The sequence below is a fragment of the Streptomyces sp. NPDC045955 genome (assembly GCF_056430805.1).
In genome coordinates this window covers 635,371-656,860 of sequence record NZ_JBWKKY010000002.1, presented here as the reverse complement: position 1 = coordinate 656,860, position 21,490 = coordinate 635,371, and the positions used below count along the sequence as shown (strand labels likewise).

The following is a 21,490-nucleotide window of genomic DNA, read 5'->3' as shown; positions in this document are numbered from 1 at the left end:
TGCGTGCTCTGGGGGTCCCCCCGGCCGAAGGCTGGGGGAGTGCCGGCCGGAAGCCCTCGTACTGGACGTACTTGGGCTTTCGGCCGGTGCGGCGAATGGGGGCACCTCCCACGTCCTTAAGGCAGTGGGGGAGGGTGCCGGGCGTCGCGACGGGGCGAACGTTGCCTGCCGCGGCACTGGCCAGCACCGGCCGTTCGGATCAGGCCGGGAGACCGGCCCGATGTGCGGTGCGGGGACGCCCGCCCCGGCCCTGGCTAGGACCCGGACGCCACCTGCTGTTCCGCGGCCACCAGCTCGAAGGCCGTCGCGCCGTCCAGCGACTCACGGATGATGTCGGCGTGGCCGGCGTGCCGGGCCGTCTCGCGGATCAGGTGCAGGCACAGCCAGCGCATGGAGACCCGGCCGTCCGGCGGGAACCAGGGCTGGGGCGGCAGCGCGAAGGTGTCGTCGAGGCTCGGCACCGAGCGGATGAAGTCCTCCGTCTCCGCGGCGACCTTCTCCCAGTACGCCAGCTGCGACTCGACGGTCTCCCCCTCGACCAGCCGGAAGCACTCGTGCCAGTTGCTCTGGTCCCGCACGACGGCCGGCGGCTCGCCCTTGGCCAGGGAGACCCACATCTGCTCGACCTCGGCGACGTGCTTGACCAGCCCGGCGAGGGACAGCTCACTGGCGCTGGGACGGGAGCTCGCCTGCTCGTCGGTCAGCCCCAGCACCGCCCGCCGGATGCCGCCGCGCTGCTCCTCGATGAAGGACAGCAGCGCTCCGCGCTCGTCGCCGTGTGCCTCCGCGGGAACGTGAGTGACCATGACCGCCGCCTTTCGCCGGATCCGGGGGCCTGTCCCCCGGCACCGACAAAGCTACGGACCCTTGCGGTCAGGTTCTGTCCGCAAGGGTCCGGCGGGCCGAAAGGATCAGAGCGTGGATCAGAACGGGAACCGGCTCCGGCCGTGCTGCACCGAGATCCACTTGGTCGTGGTGAAGGAGTCGACCATCGTCTCGCCGTTGAGCCGGCCCAGGCCCGAGTGCTTCTCGCCACCGAAGGGGACGATCGGCTCGTCGTGGACCGTGCCGTCGTTCACGTGGAACATGCCCGTGTCGATCTGCTTGGCGAAGTTCACGCCCCGCTCGACGTCCGCGGTGTGCACGGCGCCGCTCAGGCCGTACGGGGTGTCGTTGACGAGGCGTACGGCCTCCTCCTCGCCGTCGAACGGGACGAGGAACGCGACCGGGCCGAAGACCTCCTGCCGCAGCAGGGCCGAGTCGGCGGGCAGGCCGGTCAGCACGGACGGTTCGACGAGGTTGTCGGTCCGTCCGCCGCGCACCAGGGCCGTGGCGCCCTCGGCGAGGGCCTGCTCGACCACGCCCGCGACGGCGTCCGCCTGCGAGGAGTTGATGACCGGACCGATGACGGTCTCCGGGTCGCGCGGGTCGCCCGCCTTGAGGGTCTTCACCTTGGCGACGAACTTCTCGGTGAACTCGTCGGCTACGGACCGGTCGACCAGGACGCGGTTGGCGGCCATGCAGACCTGGCCCTGATGGACGTACCGGCTGAAGACGGCCGCGTCGACCGCGTAGTCGATGTCGGCGTCGTCGAGGACCACCAGCGCGCTGTTGCCGCCCAGTTCGAGGACCGAGCGCTTGAACTGCCGTGCGCAGACGGTCGCCACGTGCCGGCCGACCTGGTCGGAGCCGGTGAAGGAGATGACCTTGGGCACCGGGTGCTCGAGGAAGGCGTCGCCGATCTCCGCGATGTCGGTGATGAGGACGTTCAGCAGACCGCCGGGCAGCCCCGCGTCCTCGAAGATCTTGGCGACCAGGGAGCCGCCGACGATCGGCGTGTTCTGGTGCGGCTTGAGCACCACGGCGTTGCCGAGTGCGAGCGCCGGGGCGACGGACTTGATCGAGAGCAGGAACGGGAAGTTGAAGGGACTGATCACGCCCACGACACCGACCGGCACGCGGTAGACGCGGTTCTCCTTGCCGTCCACCGGCGAGGGCAGGATCCGGCCCTCGGGGCGCAGCGCCAACTGGACCGCCTCGCGCAGGAACTCCTTGGCGAGGTGCAGTTCGAAGGCGGCCTTCAGCCGCGTCCCGCCGAGTTCGGCGATGATCGCCTCGGATATCTCGGCCTCGCGCTCCTCGATGAGCCGCAGGGCCTTCTCGAAGACGGCACGGCGGGCGTAGGGGTTGGTCGCGGCCCACTGTTCCTGGGCCCGGGCGGCCGCCCGGTACGCCTGATCGACCTCGTCGACCGTGGCTATGGTGACCGACGCCAGCTTCTCGTCGTCGTACGGGTTGAAGTCGATGATGTCCCAGGAGCCGGTACCCGGGCGCCACTCACCGTCGATGTACTGCTGTGCAAGGTCGGTGAAGTAGGACGACGACATGTGATCCCTCGATCCCTAGCAGACCCTCGATCGCGCCTTCACGATCTGATCACACGTCATCGTACTGAGGTTTCGGGAGAGTTGGAGGTTTCAGGAGAGTTGGAGGAGCCCCCGCAGGAGGTCCCGGCTCTCCGACGGGCCCGGGCTGTCGCTCTGGAGCTCCTTGAGCGCCTTCTCGTACTGGGCGACGTCCTCGGGTTTGTCCAGGTACAGCGCGCTGGTGAGCTGCTCCAAGTAGACGACGTCCGAGAGGTCGGACTCCGGGAAGCTGAGGATCGTGAACGCGCCACTTTCGCCGGAGTGGCCGCCGAGGCTGAACGGCACCACCTGGAGCCGCACGTTGGGCCGCTCGGAGACCTCGATGAGGTGCTGGAGCTGGCCGCGCATCACCTCGCGGTCGCCGTACGGGCGGCGCAGGGCGGCCTCGTCCAGGATGATGTGGAAGTCGGGCGCGCGCTCGTCGACGAGGTGCTTCTGCCGCTCCAGGCGCAGCGCCACGCGCCGCTCGACGTCGGCCTCGCTGGCGCCCTGCATGCCCCGCCGGACCACCGCGTGCGCGTACGCCTCGGTCTGGAGCAGGCCGTGCACGAACTGCACCTCGTACGCCCGGATCAGGGAGGCGGCGCCTTCCAGGCCGACGTAGGTGGGGAACCAGCTCGGCAGCACGTCCGAGTAACTGTGCCACCAGCCCGCGACGTTGGCCTCCTTCGCCAGGGACAGCAGGGAGGCGCGCTCCTGCTCGTCCGTGATGCCGTACAGCGTGAGCAGGTCCTCGACGTCCCTGGTCTTGAAGCTCACCCGGCCCAGCTCCATGCGGCTGATCTTCGACTCCGAGGCGCGGATCGAGTAGCCCGCCGCCTCGCGCGTGATGCCCCGAGCCTCACGCAGTCGCCTGAGTTGTGATCCGAGCAGCATGCGCCGCACCACCGATCCCGGCTCTCCCGCGCTCACGTTCGCCAGCCTCCCCAACGTCTTCAGGGGCCGAAGTCTGCCACTAAAACACTCCGAGCAGTACTCGTCCGGTTACGGAAACGGAATCGAGACAGGGGACGCACGCGCGCGGTTGCAAGAAGGAGGCAAACAAACGGGCAGACAGGGCTGTGAAGATGACGGAAAAATTGACCAACAAGCGGTACGGGACGACTCATTCCGGTCACCTGCACGTGCATCTGCCCTTGCATCTGCTGTACGCATCCGAAACCATGGTCCCGCACCACCGCCGCATCGCACCGACCGCGAATTCCCGGGAGTGCCTCGCATGGGGACGAATGGATCGACCATGCTCGAGCCTTTAAGGCAGGGCCTTCCGCCGCTGGATCCCGCGGCCGTGTCCGACGCCGCCTCCTGCGCTCTGCCCGCCCGCTACGAAGCGGTGCGCGAAGCACGGCGGTTCACCCGCAGAACCCTCGACCAGTGGGACATGGGCGACCGTTTCGACGACGTCTGCCTGGTGGTCTCGGAACTGGTCACCAACGCCCTGCGGCACGGCCTGCCGGCGAGCACGCACTGCGTGACCGGTCAGGAGCCGCCCGTGCGGCTGCACCTGATGCGGTGGACCGAGCGGCTCGTGTGCGCGGTGCGCGATCCCAGTCACGACAGCCCCGTCGCCCGGGAGACCGACGACTTCTCGGCCGAGTCGGGCCGGGGGCTGTTCCTCGTCGACTCCTTCAGCGACAGCTGGGGCTGGCATCCGCTGGCGGGCGCGCTCAGCGGCAAGGTGGTCTGGGCGCTGTTCCGGCTGCCGCGGCCCGATGCGGGGCCGCAGGCGGAATGAGAAACCGCGGCGCTTCCTCGCGCCGCGGTTCTACGCGCGTCGCAGCGCGCTGAGTTACCGATTGCCCCGTTTCACGAAGGGGATGCCGGGCGTCAGCCCCCCACCAGGTGGTCGAACTCGCCGTCCTTCACGCCCAGCAGCATGGCCTCGATCTCCGCACGGGTGTAGACCAGCGCGGGACCGTCGGGAAAACGCGAGTTGCGGACGGCCACGTCACCGCCCGGCAGCCGGGCGAACTCCACGCACGAGCCCTGCGAGTTGCTGTGCCGGCTCTTCTGCCAGGCCACACCCCGCAGCCCGGCGGCCGCCATACCGTTGTACACGTCGTGGTCCACAGGTCGCTCCCCGGTGGTGCACTGGCTGGTGTGGCCATTGATGCAGCGGTCAACTGACCCGGATCATAGCCCTGTTCACGTGCAGATGCATGGGCAGATGCACGTGCACGTGGGGTGGTCCTCCGGTTACAGCTTTGACGGCCGCTTTACCGAAAGCTCTTGCTTGTTTGACGGGACTGCCCGGCCGCGCGTTCCCGGCCACCGGCGGCGAAGTCGGCGGGTTCGGCGGAGGTCCGATGGAGGCGGAGCATCCGTTCGCCCGCGGGCGCGGGGAACAGCGCGGGGGGCGCGCGGGAGAAACAGGAGCTGGGGGCTTGGGGGCGAAGGCCGGGGCGGGGCCGGCAGGCCTCCATGCGGAAGACGACCGCCTCCTGCGGGGGCGGGGAGAATTGGGCCGCGCGGATGACCGTGAGGTCGTCCTCGGGGCCGGTGCCGGGGTCGGACCATCGCCGGACAGGCGGTCGGCCGTCCGGCCCCGGCGGACCGCCCGGCGTGCGTCCCGTGGGACCTCGGGACCGATGCATGAGGTTCCCCACCCGTCAAGCGTGGGGAACCTCACCCGGGTTGGGCGGTCGGCGACTGGCGTACGGCGTCAGCGGCCGGCGTACGGCGTCAGCGGCCGGCGTACGGCGTCAACGGCTGGAGTAGGGCAGCAGCGCCATCTCGCGCGCGTTCTTGATCGCCCGGGCCAGCTGCCGCTGCTGCTGGGCCGACACGCGGGTGACCCGGCGGCTGCGGATCTTGCCGCGGTCGGAGATGAACTTCCGTAGCAGGTCGGTGTCCTTGTAGTCGATGTACTCGATCCCCGCCTGGTCCAGCGGGTTGGGGCGGTTCTTGACGGGCTTGCGGTCGATCTTGCGGGGCATCGGGTCAGACCTCCAGGAGGGTGTCGAAGGCATGCGGCAGCCGCTGCCAGGCGTCGCGCCCGGCCGCGTACTCGACGTCGGTCAGCAGGCAGGACTCCAGCAGCCGCTCCAGGCCGTCCCGGTCGAGGCCGGGTGAGGTGAAGACCAGGTGCTGGCCGCGGTCGCCGTGCTCGGGGTGCCAGTCCAGCGCGGCGGCGGCGCGGCGCACCGGCGGGACCATCTCCCAGGCCGCGTCCGGCAGGGAGGCGAGCCACGGTCCCGCGCTCTCCACGCACAGGGCCCCGCCCGCGGCGTCCCAGTGGAAGAGCGTGTCCGGCTTGTCGGCGAGCCAGAACCGGCCCCGGCTGCGGGCGGCAGCGCAGGTCAGGTCCTCCAGGGCGGCGTAGAGCCGCTCCGGGTGGAAGGGGCGGCGCTGCTGCCAGACCAGGGTGCAGACGCCGTGCGCGTCGGCCTCGGCGGGGAGCAGGGCGCAGGCCGGGTGCTGGGCGGCCGCCGCCGACTCCACGTCGAAGCCGGCCAGGGCGGCCTCGGCCAGCGGGGAGAGCGGGCGGCGCCGCGGGGCCGGCACGGTCAGGCCGTCGGCCGTGTCCGCCGCGAAGGCGCCGGGCGCGGGTGCGCTCGCCAGGTCGCCGGGGCCGATCGGGACCTGGCGGGCCGTCGGGTGCAGCTGCGCGAGCAGCTCGCGGTCCTCGTCGTCGGCCTCGGGGGACTCGGCGATCGCGAGGACGGGGGCGTACTCCAGCTGGCGGGCGAAGGTGTCGGCGACCGTGCGCTGGTCAGTGGCGGCGGCGGCGAGACCGCCGTCGGCCAGGTCGTCGCCGTTGCCGAGGTAGGGCAGGACCAGGGCCGGGTCGACGGCGGTGATCACGCCGGTGACAGTGAGCCCGCCGGCCGTGACGACCTCGGCCATGGCCTTGGGCTCGACGGAGTCCCACAGCTCGACGACGGCCAGGGGCGTCCGCCCGGCGTCCGCGAGTCGCTCCAGCTCCGGGACCAGGTCCTCGCGCAGGGCGCAGCAGGCACAGTCGTTGACGAGCGGCGCCTCCCCCGCGTCCAGGATTCCGGTGGCGTCCCGGACGGTCCGTACGACCGTGCCGGCCGCGGCCGTCGCCAGGTCGTGGTGGAGCGCGACGCTGCCGGGCACGTCGGCGAGCAGCCGGGCCACGGCCGCCCTGCGGGCGTCGGCGTGCAGGCCGCCGACGATCACGACGGAGAGCCCAGGAGGGACAGCCATGGGGTCAGCCCTTCTTTCCGTACCGGCGCTCGAAGCGCTCGACGCGTCCCGCGGTGTCCAGGACGCGGGCGGTGCCGGTGTAGAAGGGGTGGCTGACGTCGGAGATCTCGACGTCCACGACCGGGTAGGTGTTGCCGTCCTCCCACTCGATCGTCTTCTCGCTCGTCATCGTCGAGCGGGTGAGGAACGCGTAGTTCGCGGCACGGTCGCGGAAGACGACGGGACCGTAGTCCGGGTGGATTCCCTCGCGCATGGTCAGCGCTCCTCTCGGAAGTCGACGTGGCGGCCGACGACCGGATCGAACTTGCGCAGGGTCAGTCGGTCCGGGTCGTTGCGACGGTTCTTGCGGGTCACGTAGGTGTAGCCGGTCCCGGCCGTGGACCGGAGCTTGATGACCGGCCGGAGTTCATTGCGTGCCATGCCGCTATGCTACTGAAAATGAATTCCATTTACATCTCCTGAGTCAGAGAGGTACGTCACCAGATGTCCGCGCACTGCATGCTGACCGGCACCCAGCCCGGCTTCGGCAACCGCATCTCGCACTCCCACCGGCGCACGTCACGCCGGTTCGACCCCAACATCCAGTCCAAGCGCTACTGGCTGCCGAGCGAGGGCCGGTACGTCCGCCTGCGGCTGAGCGCCAGGGCGATCAAGACCGTCGACACGATCGGCGTCGAGGCGGCCGTCGCCCGGATCCGCGCCCGGGGAGTGAAGGTCTGATGGCGAAGAAGAGCAAGATCGCGAAGAACGACAAGCGGCAGGAGGTCGTCGCGCGGTACGCCGCCCGGCGGGCCGAACTGAAGGAGATCATCCGGCGCCCGTCGTCCACGGACGCCGAACGGCTCGCCGCACAGGCGGAACTGCGCCGGCAGCCGCGCGACGCGAGCGCCACGCGGGTGCGCAACCGGGACCAGGTGGACGGGCGTCCGCGCGGGTACTTCCGGGCGTTCGGACTGTCCCGGGTGAGTCTGCGCGAGCAGGCGCATGCGGGGTATTTGCCGGGGGTGCGTAAGTCCTCCTGGTGAGCTTGGGGGTTCTCGGGGCTGCGAGGGTTCTCCGGGCCCGGGGCTTCTCGGGGCTGCGGGGCTTCTCCGGGCCCGGAGCTGCGGGCCGCCCGGGGCTGCGGGCCGCCCGGGGCCGACAGGCTTCCCGCAGTCGACGCACGGCCCAGGGCACGACGGGTGACCGGGGCCTTCGGGCGCCCCCGAGCCGGACGGGCCTCCGCGGCCGGCGAGCGGCTCGTGGCCGAGCGGCTCCCCTGAGCCGACAGCTGACCGGGGCCTTCGGGACCCGCAGCCGGACGGGCCTTCGCAGCCGGCGAGCGGCTCGTGGCCGAGCGGCTCCCCTGAGCCGACAGCTGACCGGGGCCTTCGGGACCCGCAGCCGGCGGGCGGCCCGCGAACGGCGAGCGGCTCGTGGCCGAGCGGCTCCCCTGAGCCGACAGCTGACCGGCGCCTACGGGCACCCGCAGCCGGACGGGCCTTCGCAGCCGGCGAGCGGCTCGTGGCCGAGCGGCTCCCCTGAGCCGACAGCTGACCGGCGCCTACGGGCACCCGCAGCCGGCGGGCGGCCCGCGAACGGCGGGCGCTCAGGGCCGAGAGTCTCCCGGCGGCGATGCGTGCCCTCGGCCTGCGGACCGCCCGGGGCCCGAAGACAGCGCGGGCCCCGACCAGGCTTCCCACAGCTGGCGGGCGGTCCCGAGCCGAGCGCCGACCGCCCGGGGCCGACGGACGGCCCGGCCCCGAGCCGAGCGGGCAGGGCTGCGGGCGGCCCGGTAGCCGCCGGCCGGTCGGGAGGCCTCTGGGGGGCGGTGGTGGCCTCTGAGGTCGGTGAGAGGCCCGTGGGGTCGGCCCCGGGGCCTCTTGACCCGTCCTGGTAGCTTGCTGCGGGTTCCGGCAAGGGGCGGCGGGCTCCGTCGGGGCCGGTCGGACGGCTACAGGTTGGGGACTTGCAGTGACTTCGGTGATCTTCTCGCGTCGCCCGGGAGCGAGTCGGCGGATGCCGGTGCGGATCGCGGCGGCGGCCGCGGGACTGGCGGGCGCACTCGTGCTGTCCGCGTGCAGCGGTGACGGCGACTCCGGGGACGACGCGGCGTCCAGCCCTGCCCCGTCCGCCACGGCGTCCGCCGGAACGGGCGGCGACTCCGGCTCTGGTTCCGACTCCGGTTCCGGTTCCGACGGGTCGGGCGCCGGCGAGCTCGCGGGCAGCTGGCTCGCCACGACCGGCGGCAAGGCCGTGGCCCTGGTGATCACCGGCAAGCAGGCCGCGCTCTTCGCCACCGGCGGCAGCGTGTGCAGCGGCACCGCGGGCGAGCAGTCCGGGATGCGGATGATCCGCCTGAAGTGCACGGACGGCTCCAAGGACCGGACGACCGGCATGGTCGACTCCGTGAACGGGAGCAGCCTGAAGGTGACCTGGGAGGGCGGCCTCGGCGCTGAGACGTACCGGAAGGCCGAGGGCGGGAAGCTGCCGACCGGACTGCCGACGGCGGGCCTCGGATAGGAGCGCGGGGTCGTGCCGGGCAGGCCGTCCGGGCGGGCGGCCTGCCCGGGTGCGTGACGGGCTCCGCGTCCGAGATGATCCATGCGCCGGAACCGCTCATCGCCATCACGCACTCATCCCCATCACGCACTCATCCCCAACACGCACTCATCCCCATCACGCACCGAGGACCCCATGCGCACCTTTCCTCCCCTCGCCCTGGCCGCCGCCCTCGCCACGACGCTCCTGCTGACCGCCTGCGAGGACACCGAGACCGGTGGCGACGACGCCAAGAACGCTGACCGGCCGGGCGGTTCGGCCTGTGTGATGGGTGACCTGGGCGTCGAGGTCGGGGCCGGTGCGGCCCCGGCGGCCGGGGACACGGGCAATGTCACCGTCACCCTCACCAACAAGGGCGGCGCGTGCACCCTGAAGGGCTTCCCCGCCGTCGACCTCCTGGCGGAGGACAGCACGACATCGGTGTCCCCGGAGCGGACCGCGAAAGACCGGTCGCTCACCCTCGGGAAGGGCGGCACCACGTCCTTCACGATCACCTACGTCCGGGGCGAGGCGGGCTCCCCGAAGAGCCTTCCCGTGCGGAAGGCGTCCTTCGCCCTGCCGGGAGCCACCGAGGACGCACACGACCTGCCGTGGTCGTACGGCGAGGTCGCCCGGAGGGACGGGAGCGGCAGCGGCGGCGCGGCAAAGGCCTCGGTGAGCGGCTTCGAGTCCTCCGGCGACTGACGGCAGGTCAGCGCAGCGGCGGGCGGTGGTCCACCTGGGCGCGGTCCGCCGCCTGGGCGCCCTCCGTCCAGCCCGCCGCGTCGCGCACGCCGCGCAGGCGGGTCGTGGTCGTCTCCGGGAACATCCGGTCCAGCCGGCCGGTGACCGCCACGTCGCGGGAGGCGAGGACAGGGAGCATGTCCTGTGTCACCTGGGTCTCGGCGGCGGCCGCCAGGCGGGTGCCGATGCGGTGGGCGTAGGCCGCGAGGAAGGACTGCCGGAACGTCTTGGTGCGCTTGCGGCCACGCGCCCGCTGGGCCGCCTCCGCCTTCGTCATCGCGGTCGTGGCCTGCACGAGGAGTGAGGTGTACAGGAGTTCGACGGCTTCCAGGTCGGTTTCGAAGCCGACCACGGTGGAGAAGCCGAGGGGCTCGTTCCACACCACCCGGCAGTGGTTGGCGGCGGCGACGGCGTCCAGCAGCACCGCCTTGGCCTGCTCGTAGGGCGGTTCGACACCGATCCGGCAGGCCCCGGGCATCTCGGGCGAGGGAGCCCGGGCCGCGAGCAGCGCCTCGTCGACACTGTGCCGGGCCATCAGCTCCTGCGCCTTGGCGCTGAGCGCCTCCGCCTCCTCCGGGAACCCGGTGGCCTCGGCCTTGGCGAGCAGGGCGCGGATACGGCCGAGCATGCGGGACTCGGTCCTCGGCTCACCGGGCGAGTCGCCGAAGGCCCCGTCGAGGGACTCGAGGGCGGGCAGGCGCAGCAGCAGGCGGTACAGCTCCAGCACGGCGGTGGCGTGCGAGAAGCGGTCGGTGCGGGGCGGGGCGCCGGCGGGGAGCTCCGCGAGCTGAGCGTTCCAGCGGCGGCCGCGCGGGCGGTCGTGCTGCGCCTGCGTGCGGATCAGTTCCGCCACCAGGTGGACGTGTACGTCGTCCAGTTCGCGCCGCACGATGCGTACGACGTCGGCCGGCTGCCAGCCGCGCCGCCAGGCCGCCGCCACGAACTCCGCACCGCGACGGGCGAGTTCGGTGTCCGCCGCCGGGTCGGACGCGAGCAGGGACGCGCCGGTGTCGAGGGCCGTCTCGCTGGTGTCGTACAGGGCGGCCTCGAACGCGCGGTCGACGGTGGTGGGCGTACTCACGGGGCCGATGGTGCCACGCCGTCACGGGCGGCCCGGCATCGGTGACCTCGTACGTCTCACTCCGCGGAATTGGGTCGTCCGGCGCGGCGGGGACTTCGAGCATGGATCTCATGGTGGACATGTCTCTGTACGCGGCGTTCCTCGTCGCCGCCTTCGCGCTCTGCATCACTCCCGGCCCGGACATGATGTTCATTGTGGCCATGGGCGGCCGGGGCGGGCCCACCGCCGGGGTGATGGCGGCGTTCGGGGTGGCGTGCGCGATGCTCGTACACGCGGTCGCGGCGGCGCTCGGTCTGTCGGCCCTGTTCACGGCGTTGCCGACGCTGTACCACGTGCTGCGCTGGGCGGGCGCGGCCTATCTGCTCTACCTGGCGGTGAAGGCGTTCCGCGACCGTTCGGTGCCGGGCGAGGAGGGGGCCGGCAGCGCGGGCCCGGGGATGCGGCGGGCGTTCTGGCAAGGCGCGATCACCAACCTGCTCAACCCCAAGGTGATCCTCTTCAACGTGGCGTTCCTGCCCCAGTTCGTGGACCCGTCGCTCGGCCATGTCCAGGGGCAGTTGATGCTGCTCGGGATCACGATCGTCGTGATGGGCTTCCTGTGGGACGGCAGCGTCGGCCTGCTCGCGGGGCGGCTGGCGGCTCTACTGAGGCGCAGTGCGCGGGTGAACCGCTGGCTGAACATCGTCTCCGGGACGGTGTTCACGGGGCTGGCGGTGCGGCTGGTGGCGACTTCTCCGAAGTAGTCGGCACCTGACGGCGGATGTCAACTCGCGGTTGACACCCGAGGGGGTGCAACCTACGGTTGACACATGACGACGAACCCCACCATCACGTCATCGGTGCGCCTCGACGATCTGATCGCGGCGATCAAGACGGTTCACCAGGAACCCCTCGAACAGCTCCAGGACGCGGTGCTCGCCGCCGATCACCTCGGCGAGGTAGCCGACCACCTGATCGGCCACTTCGTGGACCAGGCCCGGCGTTCGGGCGCCTCCTGGACGGACATCGGCAAGAGCATGGGGGTCACCCGGCAGGCCGCGCAGAAGCGGTTCGTGCCGAAGGAGTCGGCCGACCTCGACCCGAGCCAGGGCTTCAACCGCTACACGCCCCGCGCCCGCAACACGGTGATGGCCGCGCACAACGCGGCCACGTCCGCGCGCAACGCCGAGGGCGTGCCCGAGCACCTCGTCCTCGGTCTGCTGGCCGAGCCCGACGGACTCGCCGCGAAGGCGCTCGTCGAGCAGGGCGTCTCCCTCGACACGGTCCGCGAGGCGGCGACCGCCGCACTGCCGCCGGCCGTCGAGGAGGCCCCGGAGCTCGTGCCGTACGGCCAGGCCGCCAAGAAGGTCCTGGAACTCACCTTCCGCGAGGCCCTGCGCCTCGGTCACAACTACATCGGCACGGAACACATCCTGCTCGCCCTGCTGGAGCACGAGAACGGCGAGGGCGTCCTCAGCGGCCTGGGCATCGACAAGGAGCGGACCGAACGGTACGTGGCCGAGGTGCTGGAGAAGATCGTGCAGGCGCAGAAGGACGCGCAGGACGGGGCCTGAGCCCGCCCGGGCGGTGACCGGGGCCGGGACCAAGACTGCGACCGAGACCAGGACGGCCGCCAGGGCCGGGCCGCCGTCAGGGGGCGTTGTCAGACCCCCCTGGCACACTCGCAAGCATGGCCGATCGGTGGGCGCTCGCTGGGGCCGAGGACGGTGGCGTGGACGTCGCGCCCCTCGGCCCGGACGGGCTGCCCGTCGGGCCGGTGCGGCGGGAGGCGGATGCCGCCGAGGCCATACGGAGCCGTCCCGGCGTCGCGCGGTGGGTGTGGCGGTCCACCGCCGAGGTCTACCCGCGCCTGCTCGCCACGGGGGTGCGAGTCGAGCGGTGCTACGACATCGAGGCCGCCGAGACGCTCCTCCTCGGCCATGAGGGGCGGTACGGGGAACCACGCTCGGCCGCGGCCGCCCTGGCCCGGCTGCGTGGCGGTCCCGTACCGCCCGATCCGCCGCAGCGCTCCGCCGAACCGGGCTCCCAGTCCCCCCTGTTCGAACCACAGGGCGTCCACCTGCCCCTGGCGGACCTCCTCGCGGTCTACGCCGAGCAGCAGAAACGGCATGCGCAGGCCGAGCACCCCGAGCGGATGCGCCTGCTGACGGCCGCCGAGTCGGCCGGCATGCTGGTGGCCGCCGAGATGAACCGCGCCGGGCTGCCCTGGCGCACCGAGGTGCATCGCGCGGTGCTGCACGACCTGCTGGGCGAGCGGTACGCGGGCGGTGGCGAGCCGCGCCGCCTGGCCGAGCTGGCCGACGAGGTGTCCACGGCGTTCGGCCGCCGGGTGCGGCCCGATCTGCCCGCCGACGTGGTCAAGGCCTTCGCACAGGCCGGGATCAAGGTCGCCTCGACCCGCCGCTGGGAGATCGAGTCCGTCGACCACCCGGCGGTGAAACCCCTGCTGGAGTACAAGAAGCTGTACCGCATCTGGGTCGCCCACGGCTGGTCCTGGCTCCAGGACTGGGTGCGCGACGGGCGGTTCCGGCCCGAGTTCCTCGCGGGCGGGACGGTGACCGGGCGCTGGGTGACCAACGGCGGGGGTGGCCTGCAGATCCCCAAGGTGATCCGGCGGGCCGTGGTCGCCGACCCCGGCTGGCGGCTCGTCGTCGCCGACGCCGACCAGATGGAGCCGCGTGTCCTCGCCGCGATCTCCCGCGACCCCGGGCTGATGGAGGTGGCCGGGCGGGAGAGCGACCTCTACCAGTCCGTATCCGACCGCGCCTTCTCCGGTGACCGCGCCCAGGCCAAACTCGCCGTGCTCGGCGCGGTCTACGGCCAGACCTCCGGCGATGGTCTGAAGAACCTAGCCGCGCTCAGACGCCGCTTCCCCCGGGCGGTGGCGTACGTCGACGAGGCGGCCCGCGCCGGCGAGGAGGGCCGGCTCGTGCGGACGTGGCTCGGCCGGACCTGCCCGCCGGCGGCCCGGGGGACGGACGACGCGGCGGAGGAGGCCGGCATCCCGGCCACCGACGAGGAGCAGCCCGACAGCGGACCGTGGGTGCCCGGGTACGCCTCCACCAACGCCCGCGCCCGCGGCCGCTTCGCGCGGAACTTCGTCGTCCAGGGCAGCGCGGCCGACTGGGCCCTGCTGCTGCTCGCCGCGCTGCGCAGATCCTGCGCGGACCTGGCGGCCGAGCTGGTCTTCTTCCAGCACGACGAGGTGATCGTGCACTGCCCCGAGGAGGAGACGGAGACGGTCGTCGCGGCGATCCGCGAGGCGGCTGCCCTGGCCGGCCGGCTGACCTTCGGGGAGACGCCGGTGCGGTTCCCGTTCACGACGGCGGTGGTGGAGTGCTACGCGGACGCCAAATAGCCCACCTGGCCGAGCAGTTGAGCAGCGAGCGGCCGAGGTCGCGGTGTCAGTCGGCGGGAGCGAGCAGCTCGCGGAGTTCCCTGACCACCGCGTGCGCGTCGGTCCCCTCCAGCGCCGCGAGAGCCGAGCCCCACTCCTCGCGTGCCGCCGCGTCCCGCCCTTGTTCCCGTAGCAGCAGCCCGTGCTGGTGGCGGGCGAGGCCGACGGTGTAGCGGTCAGCGCGGGCGTCGGCCCGGTCCAGGAGCTCGGCGCACTCACGGACGGCCCTCCCCGTGCGGCCCAGCAGCCTCAGCGCGCGGACCAGACCGAGCCGGGTCTGGGACTCGCCGTGCCAGTCGCCGTGACCGCCCAGGATGCGCAGGCTCTCCTCGAAGTGCGCGACGGAGGCGGCCGGTTCGCCGAGCCGCAGATGGGCGTACCCGATGTTGCAGTGCGCGGTGTGCCGCACGATGACGGCGCCGATCTCGTCCCCGAGGGCGAGCGCACGCCGGTGCTGCTCGATGGCGGCCCGCGGGTCGGTGTGCTCGTAGAGGTTGCCGAGATGGCTGTGGGTGACGGCCTCGCCGTACGGGTCGTTGAGCTGCCGTGCGTACTCCAGGCTCCGGGTCAGCGCCTCGGCCGCCTCGGCGGGCCGGCCCAGCCCGTCGAGCAGCAGGCCGCGGTTGTTGAGGCAGCGACGGATCCAGGACGAGTCGTCGAGCCGCCGCCAGATGGCCAGCGCGCGGTCGTTGAGGTCGAGCGCCTCGCTCTGGCGGCCGGTCAGGAAGTGCAGTCCGGCGAGGTCGACCAGCGCGTAGGCCTGCGCCGCCTCGTCCCCGAGCCGCCGCGCCACGCGCAGTCCGGCCCGGCCGAGCACCTCCATCTCGGCGAGGCGCCCCGTGCGGTGCGCGTAGGGGAGGATCAGCCGCACGAGGGTGGAGACGAGCCCCGCGCGCCGCCGGCACGGGTCGTCCTCGTACCGCTCGACCAGGGTGACGATGTTCGCCAGCTCGCTGTCGCCCCAGGCGAAGGCCTCCTCGGGGGTGTCGAAGGGGGCGACGGTGTCGACGTGTGCCGCGTGCCCGGGTGGCTGGGCCGCGGTGGGGCGACGGCGGTCGTCCTGGTCGGGGCCGGGCTCGACGATCGCGACGAGCACCCGCTCGGCGACGGCGGCGTACCAGCGGAGGGCGGTTTCGCAGGCGCCGGTGTGGTCGGCGCCGATGTGGTCTGCGCCGGTGTCGTTCGCGTTCCGTACGCCGCCCCCTTCACGGGGATCGCCGGAGCCGCCGGTGCCGGCCGCGTCCGGCTCCCCCGTCACGCTCCGCTCCCCCGCCAGCTCGCGGGCGAAGTCGCGGACGAGGCCGTGTGGTGCGTAGCGCCCGTACGCCGGTTCCTGGAGCAGGGCCACGTCGACGAGGCGGTCCAGGGCGGCCTCGGTGCGGCGTTCGCCCGTGCCGGTGAGGCGGGCGAGCAAGGGTGCGCCGTACGTGGGCAGATCCAGCGCTCCGATACGGCGGAGGGTGAGGGCCGCGTCCCGGTCGGCCTCGCGCTCGGAGCCGGCGAGCGCGTCATGGGCGACAGCCAGGGAGCGGCGCACGCTCAGGTCGTCGTACTCGAGGTGGCGCAGCCGCCCTCGCGTCCCGGCCAGTTGCCCGGCGAGGACGTCCGGAGTGAGGGCCTGCCGGGCGGCCAGGCGCGCGGCGACGACGCGCAGGGCCAAGGGGAGGCGGCCGGTGAGTTCGACGAGGCGGCGGGCGGCGTCCGAGCCGTCCAGTCCGGCCCGGCCCGAAGCCGCGACCAGGAGCGCCGCGCTCTCCTCGTCCGACAGGGGGCCGAGCGGAAAGCGGGCGACGCCGTCGAGGGCGGTGAGCGGCGAACGGCTGGTGACGATCACCGCACACCCGGCGCCGGCCGGCAGCAGCGGCCGTATCTGCGCGGCGCTGGCGGCGTCGTCCAGCACCAGGAGCGTGCGGGTCGGCGCGAGCAGCGAGCGCAGCAACGCGGATGCCGCGTCGGGGTGTTCGGGGATGCGGCAGGGCTCGGCTCCGAGGTCACGCAGCAGGGCGGTGAGCGCCTGGCCCGGGGTGAGAGGGGCCATGCCGGGGGTGGCGCCGTGCAGGTCGAGGTAGAGCTGCCCATCGGTGAAACGTTCCGCCAACTCGTGTGCGACGTGCAGCGCGAGTGCGCTCTTGCCGACGCCGGGCATGCCGCTGATGACGGCGGTGGCCGGAACGGCGGGAGAGAAGGGGACAGTTGGGGCGGTCGACGCCGGCACTCCCGGTGCCGTCAGGGTGCGGCGCAGCAGGTCGCGTTCGGCGGTACGGCCCGTGAAATGCGCCGGCGGCGGGGGAAGCTGGGCGGGCTGCGGCTGATCGGACGAGGGCGGCGCGGCGACCTGCAGCACCTCCACATGCGCCTCCCGCACCCCCGGCCCCGGCTCGATGCCGAGCTGGTCGACCAGGCGGGTGCGCAGATCGCGGTGGACGGCCAGGGCCTCGGCCTGGCGGCCGGTCCGGTGCAAAGCGAGCATGAGCTGGCGGTGGTACACCTCCCGCAGCGGATACTCGGCGGTCAACGCCGCCAGCTCCGGCACGAGCCCGTCCACACGCGGGCCGCCCAGCGCCAACTCGGCGTCGTAGCGCCACTCCAGAAGCAGCAGCCGGGCCTCGCGCAACCGCCGTGCGAAGGCGTACCCGCCCACCTCGGACGGCAGCCCGGCGAGCGGCGCGCCCCGCCACAGTGCGAGCGCGGCGCCGCACTCACGCACGACGCGCTCCCAGTCCTGCCCGGCGTGCGCGGCCCGCGCCGCGGCGACACGGGCCTCGAAGACGTGGACGTCCAGCTCTCCCTCGTCGACCCGCAGCACATACCCGGACGGCACGGTCCGCAGCCGCTCGGGATCGTCGAGTAACCGCCGCAGCCGGGCCACGTGGTTGTGCAGCGAGGCCTGGGCGGAAACGGGCGGCGCCCCGCCCCACAGCGCGTCCTTGAGCGACTCGACGGAGACGGCCCGTCCGGCGTCGAGCAGCAAAGCGGCCAGCAGCGCACGGGACTTGGGGCTCGCGACATCCCGTACTTCGCTCCGGCCGCCCTCGTCGGCGTCGTGGTACAGCACCGGCGGCCCGAGCAGGCCGAAGCGCAGCCCGCGCCGCCCGCCGGAACCGTCCTGGCTGCCCGAACAGGCAGATGACCCCATCACGCCCCCGTCTCCCCGCGGCACCGCCCTTGACGGGTTTCCGCCCCCGGGGCAGCGGTTTTCCGCCACCTTCGTCCTCACGTTCTCCGCCGGAACGCCCCCGCACAGGCCGTCGTCCGTCCTGGTTCGGCGACTTCACGCCAATCGGCAGACGACGCAACGGCGAACCGTTGGCCACATGTTAGCGATCGGTTGGCAAACCCTGATGTGATCACTACGTCGGATCTGGCCCGGCGGCGCGCGCGTCTGGACGCGCAACTCGGGGGAGTGTCGCCGCCGCGGCCGGGTCCGGGTCCCGGTCGGCGGAGGTGAACGGCCGGGGCCCCACCAAACTTCCGGCCGCCTGCCGGCGTCGCTCGGTCAGATGACCGGCGGACGACCCAGCCGAGTCAGCCGCCACACCGTCCGCCAGCGCATGGGCCGCCGCTCACCCGCCGGCTCCCGTACGCCTTCCACGAACCCGCCGAACCATGCCCGCAGCCCAGCACGCGACCGGTTGCGCACGAGGGTGAGCAGCACCCAGACGCCCAAGTGGACGGGGACGAGCGCGAACGGCAGCCGGCGGCGGGCCAGCCAGACCCGGTTGCGGGCGTTCACGCGGTAGTAGATGGCGTGCCGGGCGGGCGAGGTCTTCGGGTGCTGGAGCAGCAGTTCGGGCGCGTACAGGATGCGCCAGCCCGCGTCGGCCGCGCGCCAGGCCAGATCGGTCTCCTCGTGCGCGAAGAAGAACTCGGCGGGCCAGTCGCCGACCTCGTCGAGCATGGCCGTCCGCAGCGCGTGCCCGCCGCCGAGGAACCCGGTGACGTATCCGCCCCGCAGGGGGTCGGAGTTGCCGACCCTGGGCACGTGCCGCTGCTGCGTCTCGCCCAGCTCGTCGGCGATGCGGAAGCCGACGATGCCGAGCCGGTCGTCGGCGGCGTACAGCTCCCGCACACGGCGCAGCACATCGGCGTCGACGAGCAGCCCGTCGTCGTCGAGCTCCACGACGACGTCGATGTCGCCGAACTCCCGCAGCCGCGCGAGGGCCGCGTTCCGCCCGCCGGGACAGCCGAGGTTCTCGTCGAGCTCGATCGGGGTGACCTCGCCGGGCAGCGACAGCCGCCGGGCGAACTCGGGCAGCGGGCAGCCGTTGCCGACGATCACGATCCGCTCGGGCGGCACGTCCTGCTTGGCCACGGACCGCAGCAGTGCGTCGACCTCCTCGGGCCGGTTGCCCATCGTCACCACGGCGACGGCGATCCTGGGCGCCCCCATGTCCTCACCTCGTCCCGGTCGGCGCTGACGGTTGACGGGCGATGCTAGCCGTTCACGGTAAAGGCCCTTTAAGTACGCCTGCCGGACGGCGGTGCGCCCGCGCCCTCCGGCTCGGGCGGCACCCGACCGGATCGGGCACAGGATGTCGGGTGCGGCAGGGTGCGCGCTGCCTAGCGTGGTGATCACGAAAGAGGAAGGAACCGGGCGTGCTGGAGCGGCTCAACCAGGCGATGGAGCACATCGAGCGCCACCTCGACGGGCCGGTGGACGGCGCCGAACTCGCACGGATCGCGACCACGTCGGAGTACCACCTGCGCCGGATGTTCTCCGCGCTGGCAGGCATGCCCCTGTCGGAGTACATCCGCCGCCGGCGGTTGACGGTCGCGGGCGCGGAGGTGCTCGCGGGCGACGAGACGCTGCTGGAGATCGCGGTGCGCTACGGCTACGGCTCGGGCGAGGCGTTCGCGCGGGCGTTCCGCGCGATGCACGGCGTGGGTCCGGGCGAGGCCCGGCGCACCGGCGCCGCGCTCGTCTCCCAGCCCCGGCTGACCTTCCGCCTCACCGTCGAAGGGAGCAGCAGCATGCACTACCGAGTAGTGGACCGCCCGGCCTTCACCGTCGCGGGCTTCAAGACCCGGGTACCGCTCGTGCATTCGGGCCCGAACCAGGCGATCATCGACTTCGTCCGGGGGCTCGACAAACAGGCCCTGGAGCAGCTCGGACAGCTCTCGGACCAGGAGCCGCAGGGCATCGTCGCGGTCTGCGACGACCTGGATCCCGGCCGCGCCGAGGGCACCGAACTCGACTACTACCAGGCGGCACTCACCACGGCGTCCGCCCCCGCCGGCGCCCCCGCGGGCGTCACCACCCTGCCCGTCCCGTCCGGCACCTGGGCGGTCTTCACCACCTCCGGCCCGGTACCGCGGGCCATCCAGGAACTGTGGCGCGACGTGTTCACCGAGTGGTTCCCGTCCAACCCGTACCGCAGCCGCCCCGGCCCCGAGATCCTGCGGACCGGTCTCTCGGCGGACGGGACGACGGCGGACGCCGAGCTGTGGCTGCCGGTGGAACGGGAGACCAGCCGCTGAACGCCGCGAGCCCCGGGCCGGACCGATTCCGGCCCGGGGCTCGCGGGGGCGGCTACCGAGGCGCGACCGTCTCCGCGGTGTCCTTCCGGCGGGCCCGCTCCCGGACCAGCGAGATCCCGATCACCAGCGCGGCGACGAGCACCGAGAGCAGCACCTGGCTGCGGCCGCCGCCCTCCTTGCCGTCGGTGAGCATGTAGAGGAGGACGAACGTGATCATCGCGATCGTCGCCCAGGTCAGATAGGGGAACAGCCACATCCGGACGACGAGCTTCTCCGGGCTCTCGCGCAGGATGATCCCCCGCATCCGCAGCTGCGAGAAGCAGATGACCAGCCACACGAAGAGCGCGACGGCGCCGGAGGAGTTCAGCAGGAACTGGAAGACCGTGTCCGGCCACAGGTAGTTGAAGGCGACCGCCACGAAGCCGAAGACCACGGAGGCCAGGATCGCGGCCTGGGGGACACCCCGCGTGTTCGTGCGTACGAAGGACCGCGGGGCGTCGCCGCGCTGCCCGAGGGAGAAGGCCATCCGGGAGGCGGTGTAGAGGCCGGAGTTGAGACAGGACAGCACGGCGGTCAGCACGATGAAGTTCATGATCTCGCCGGCGTGCGGGATGCCGATCGAGTCGAGGGCCGCGACGTACGAACCCTTCTTCTCGATCGCCGGGTCGTTCCACGGCAGCAGAGCGACCACGACGAGGATCGAGCCGAGGTAGAAGACACCGACCCGCCAGATCACGCTCCTGGTGGCCTTGGCCACCGCCCGCCGCGCATCCGAGGACTCACCGGCGGCGAGGGTGACGATCTCGCTGCCCATGAAGGAGAAGACGACCAGCAGGATGCCGGTGAGGATCGCCCCCGGCCCGTTCGGCAGGAATCCGCCGTGCTCGGTGAGGTTTCCGAATCCCGTGGAGGCATGGTCGGAGCCGGGCAGCACACCGAAGACGGCCAGCCCACCGAGGATGATGAAGCCCGTGATGGCGACGACCTTGATGCCGGCGAACCAGAACTCGAACTCGCCGAAGGAGCCGACCGAGGCCAGGTTCGTGGCGGTGAGGACCGTCATCACGATCAGGGCCCAGGCCCACTGCGGTACGGCCGGCACCCACCCTTCCAGGATGACGGCGCCCGCGGTCGCCTCCACGGCGAGGACGACGACCCAGAAGAACCAGTACAGCCAGCCGATCGAGAACCCGGCCCAGCGGCCGAGCGCCCGGTCCGCGTAGGCCGAGAAGGACCCGGAGGTCGGGTTGGCCGCGGCCATCTCGCCGAGCATCCGCATCACGAAGACGACGAGGGCGCCGACCAGTGCGTAGGACACGAGGATGCCGGGTCCGGCGGCGGCGATGCCGGAGGCGGAGCCCACGAAGAGACCGGCACCGATCACTCCGCCGATGGCGATCATGGACAGATGGCGGTTCTTGAGACCGGCCCGCAGACCTGCCTGCTGCTCCGGAGGCTGACCACTGGTGGATGGAGCGGTGTCAGGGGTCAGTGAATCGGGGGGACGTGTAGTCATGTTCGACATCCATGGGGTCGTTGGGAGTGCCGTGCTGTACGTCAGGAGGGACGGTCGGGGCACTGACGATTCCCGGAAGCGTTCACGGTGCGGTTCGCGGAATCCGGATGTCGTGCCGGTGATGGGGTCGTCACCGCACGTCCGCGTTTCGCTCCGTC

Annotated in this window: 21 protein-coding genes; 9 read left to right on the top strand and 12 right to left on the bottom strand. The window is 72.4% G+C overall.

Going from position 1 to position 21,490, the window contains the following annotated elements; translation table 11 throughout:
- Positions 1-254: 254 nt before the first annotated feature.
- The 3 genes from AC07F0_RS06445 to AC07F0_RS06435 all read right to left on the bottom strand — a co-directional run bounded on the left by AC07F0_RS06445 (position 255) and on the right by AC07F0_RS06435 (position 3,302).
- On the bottom strand, positions 255-806 hold the full coding sequence (locus AC07F0_RS06445; RefSeq protein ID WP_478974937.1) for a DinB family protein: 552 nt from the start codon (positions 804-806) through the stop codon (positions 255-257).
- Between the two features lie 117 nt (positions 807-923).
- Entirely contained in the window at positions 924-2,387 is a 1,464-nt protein-coding gene (locus AC07F0_RS06440) for an aldehyde dehydrogenase family protein (RefSeq protein ID WP_478974934.1), read from the bottom strand.
- Between the two features lie 90 nt (positions 2,388-2,477).
- Entirely contained in the window at positions 2,478-3,302 is an 825-nt protein-coding gene (locus AC07F0_RS06435) for a helix-turn-helix domain-containing protein (RefSeq protein ID WP_436730794.1), read from the bottom strand.
- A gap of 343 nt (positions 3,303-3,645) precedes the next feature.
- Between AC07F0_RS06435 and AC07F0_RS06430 the strand changes: the two genes are divergently transcribed.
- A complete protein-coding gene (locus tag AC07F0_RS06430; RefSeq protein WP_436730791.1) occupies positions 3,646-4,161 on the top strand; it encodes an ATP-binding protein in 516 nt (171 codons plus the stop codon).
- A gap of 92 nt (positions 4,162-4,253) precedes the next feature.
- Here the strand turns inward: AC07F0_RS06430 and AC07F0_RS06425 are convergent, their stop codons facing one another.
- The 5 genes from AC07F0_RS06425 to rpmG form a co-directional block, all read right to left on the bottom strand.
- Positions 4,254-4,472: a DUF397 domain-containing protein gene (locus AC07F0_RS06425; RefSeq protein WP_050810297.1), complete on the bottom strand. Its 219-nt coding sequence runs from the start codon at positions 4,470-4,472 to the stop codon at positions 4,254-4,256.
- A 656-nt stretch (positions 4,473-5,128) separates the two neighbouring features.
- A complete protein-coding gene (gene rpsR, locus AC07F0_RS06420) occupies positions 5,129-5,362 on the bottom strand; it encodes a 30S ribosomal protein S18 (RefSeq protein WP_059419099.1) in 234 nt (77 codons plus the stop codon).
- Positions 5,363-5,366: 4 nt separating this feature from the next.
- A complete protein-coding gene (locus AC07F0_RS06415) occupies positions 5,367-6,596 on the bottom strand; it encodes a CobW family GTP-binding protein (protein WP_478974931.1) in 1,230 nt (409 codons plus the stop codon).
- Between the two features lie 4 nt (positions 6,597-6,600).
- Positions 6,601-6,849, bottom strand: coding sequence for a type B 50S ribosomal protein L31 (locus AC07F0_RS06410; RefSeq protein ID WP_010044251.1), 249 nt, complete (start codon positions 6,847-6,849; stop codon positions 6,601-6,603).
- A 2-nt stretch (positions 6,850-6,851) separates the two neighbouring features.
- Positions 6,852-7,016 carry a 50S ribosomal protein L33 gene (gene rpmG, locus AC07F0_RS06405; RefSeq protein WP_010044249.1) on the bottom strand — a complete coding sequence of 55 codons (165 nt, stop codon included), beginning with the start codon at positions 7,014-7,016 and terminating at the stop codon, positions 6,852-6,854.
- Positions 7,017-7,079: 63 nt separating this feature from the next.
- Here rpmG and rpmB point away from each other — a divergent pair, with 63 nt between their 5' ends.
- From rpmB to AC07F0_RS06385, 4 genes are all read left to right on the top strand, one after another.
- Entirely contained in the window at positions 7,080-7,316 is a 237-nt protein-coding gene (gene rpmB / locus AC07F0_RS06400) for a 50S ribosomal protein L28 (protein WP_086561587.1), read from the top strand.
- Positions 7,316-7,621 carry a 30S ribosomal protein S14 gene (rpsN, locus tag AC07F0_RS06395; RefSeq protein WP_020271508.1) on the top strand — a complete coding sequence of 102 codons (306 nt, stop codon included), beginning with the start codon at positions 7,316-7,318 and terminating at the stop codon, positions 7,619-7,621. The genes rpmB and rpsN overlap by 1 nt, the downstream gene beginning before the upstream one ends.
- Before the next feature lie 973 nt (positions 7,622-8,594).
- Positions 8,595-9,098, top strand: a complete 504-nt coding sequence (locus AC07F0_RS06390) for a hypothetical protein (protein WP_478974929.1) — start codon at positions 8,595-8,597, stop codon at positions 9,096-9,098.
- A gap of 174 nt (positions 9,099-9,272) precedes the next feature.
- Positions 9,273-9,821: a DUF4232 domain-containing protein gene (locus AC07F0_RS06385; protein WP_478974926.1), complete on the top strand. Its 549-nt coding sequence runs from the start codon at positions 9,273-9,275 to the stop codon at positions 9,819-9,821.
- A gap of 7 nt (positions 9,822-9,828) precedes the next feature.
- Here the strand turns inward: AC07F0_RS06385 and AC07F0_RS06380 are convergent, their stop codons facing one another.
- Positions 9,829-10,941: a DUF2786 domain-containing protein gene (locus AC07F0_RS06380; protein WP_478974923.1), complete on the bottom strand. Its 1,113-nt coding sequence runs from the start codon at positions 10,939-10,941 to the stop codon at positions 9,829-9,831.
- A gap of 110 nt (positions 10,942-11,051) precedes the next feature.
- On the opposite strand from AC07F0_RS06380, the gene AC07F0_RS06375 reads away from it, so the two are divergent.
- The 3 genes from AC07F0_RS06375 to AC07F0_RS06365 all read left to right on the top strand — a co-directional run bounded on the left by AC07F0_RS06375 (position 11,052) and on the right by AC07F0_RS06365 (position 14,299).
- A complete protein-coding gene (locus tag AC07F0_RS06375; RefSeq protein ID WP_478974920.1) occupies positions 11,052-11,684 on the top strand; it encodes a LysE family translocator in 633 nt (210 codons plus the stop codon).
- Between the two features lie 66 nt (positions 11,685-11,750).
- On the top strand, positions 11,751-12,494 hold the full coding sequence (locus AC07F0_RS06370) for a Clp protease N-terminal domain-containing protein (protein ID WP_478974918.1): 744 nt from the start codon (positions 11,751-11,753) through the stop codon (positions 12,492-12,494).
- 116 nt (positions 12,495-12,610) lie between these two features.
- Entirely contained in the window at positions 12,611-14,299 is a 1,689-nt protein-coding gene (locus AC07F0_RS06365; protein ID WP_478974915.1) for a bifunctional 3'-5' exonuclease/DNA polymerase, read from the top strand.
- Between the two features lie 46 nt (positions 14,300-14,345).
- Here AC07F0_RS06365 and AC07F0_RS06360 read toward each other — a convergent pair whose 3' ends face one another.
- Entirely contained in the window at positions 14,346-17,474 is a 3,129-nt protein-coding gene (locus AC07F0_RS06360) for an AfsR/SARP family transcriptional regulator (protein ID WP_478975004.1), read from the bottom strand.
- Positions 17,475-17,834: 360 nt separating this feature from the next.
- A complete protein-coding gene (locus AC07F0_RS06355; protein ID WP_478974912.1) occupies positions 17,835-18,728 on the bottom strand; it encodes a glycosyltransferase family 2 protein in 894 nt (297 codons plus the stop codon).
- A gap of 206 nt (positions 18,729-18,934) precedes the next feature.
- Here AC07F0_RS06355 and AC07F0_RS06350 point away from each other — a divergent pair, with 206 nt between their 5' ends.
- Positions 18,935-19,816, top strand: a complete 882-nt coding sequence (locus AC07F0_RS06350) for an AraC family transcriptional regulator (protein WP_478974909.1) — start codon at positions 18,935-18,937, stop codon at positions 19,814-19,816.
- 52 nt (positions 19,817-19,868) lie between these two features.
- Here AC07F0_RS06350 and AC07F0_RS06345 read toward each other — a convergent pair whose 3' ends face one another.
- Positions 19,869-21,332: an amino acid permease gene (locus AC07F0_RS06345; RefSeq protein ID WP_478974906.1), complete on the bottom strand. Its 1,464-nt coding sequence runs from the start codon at positions 21,330-21,332 to the stop codon at positions 19,869-19,871.
- Positions 21,333-21,490: the final 158 nt, after the last annotated feature.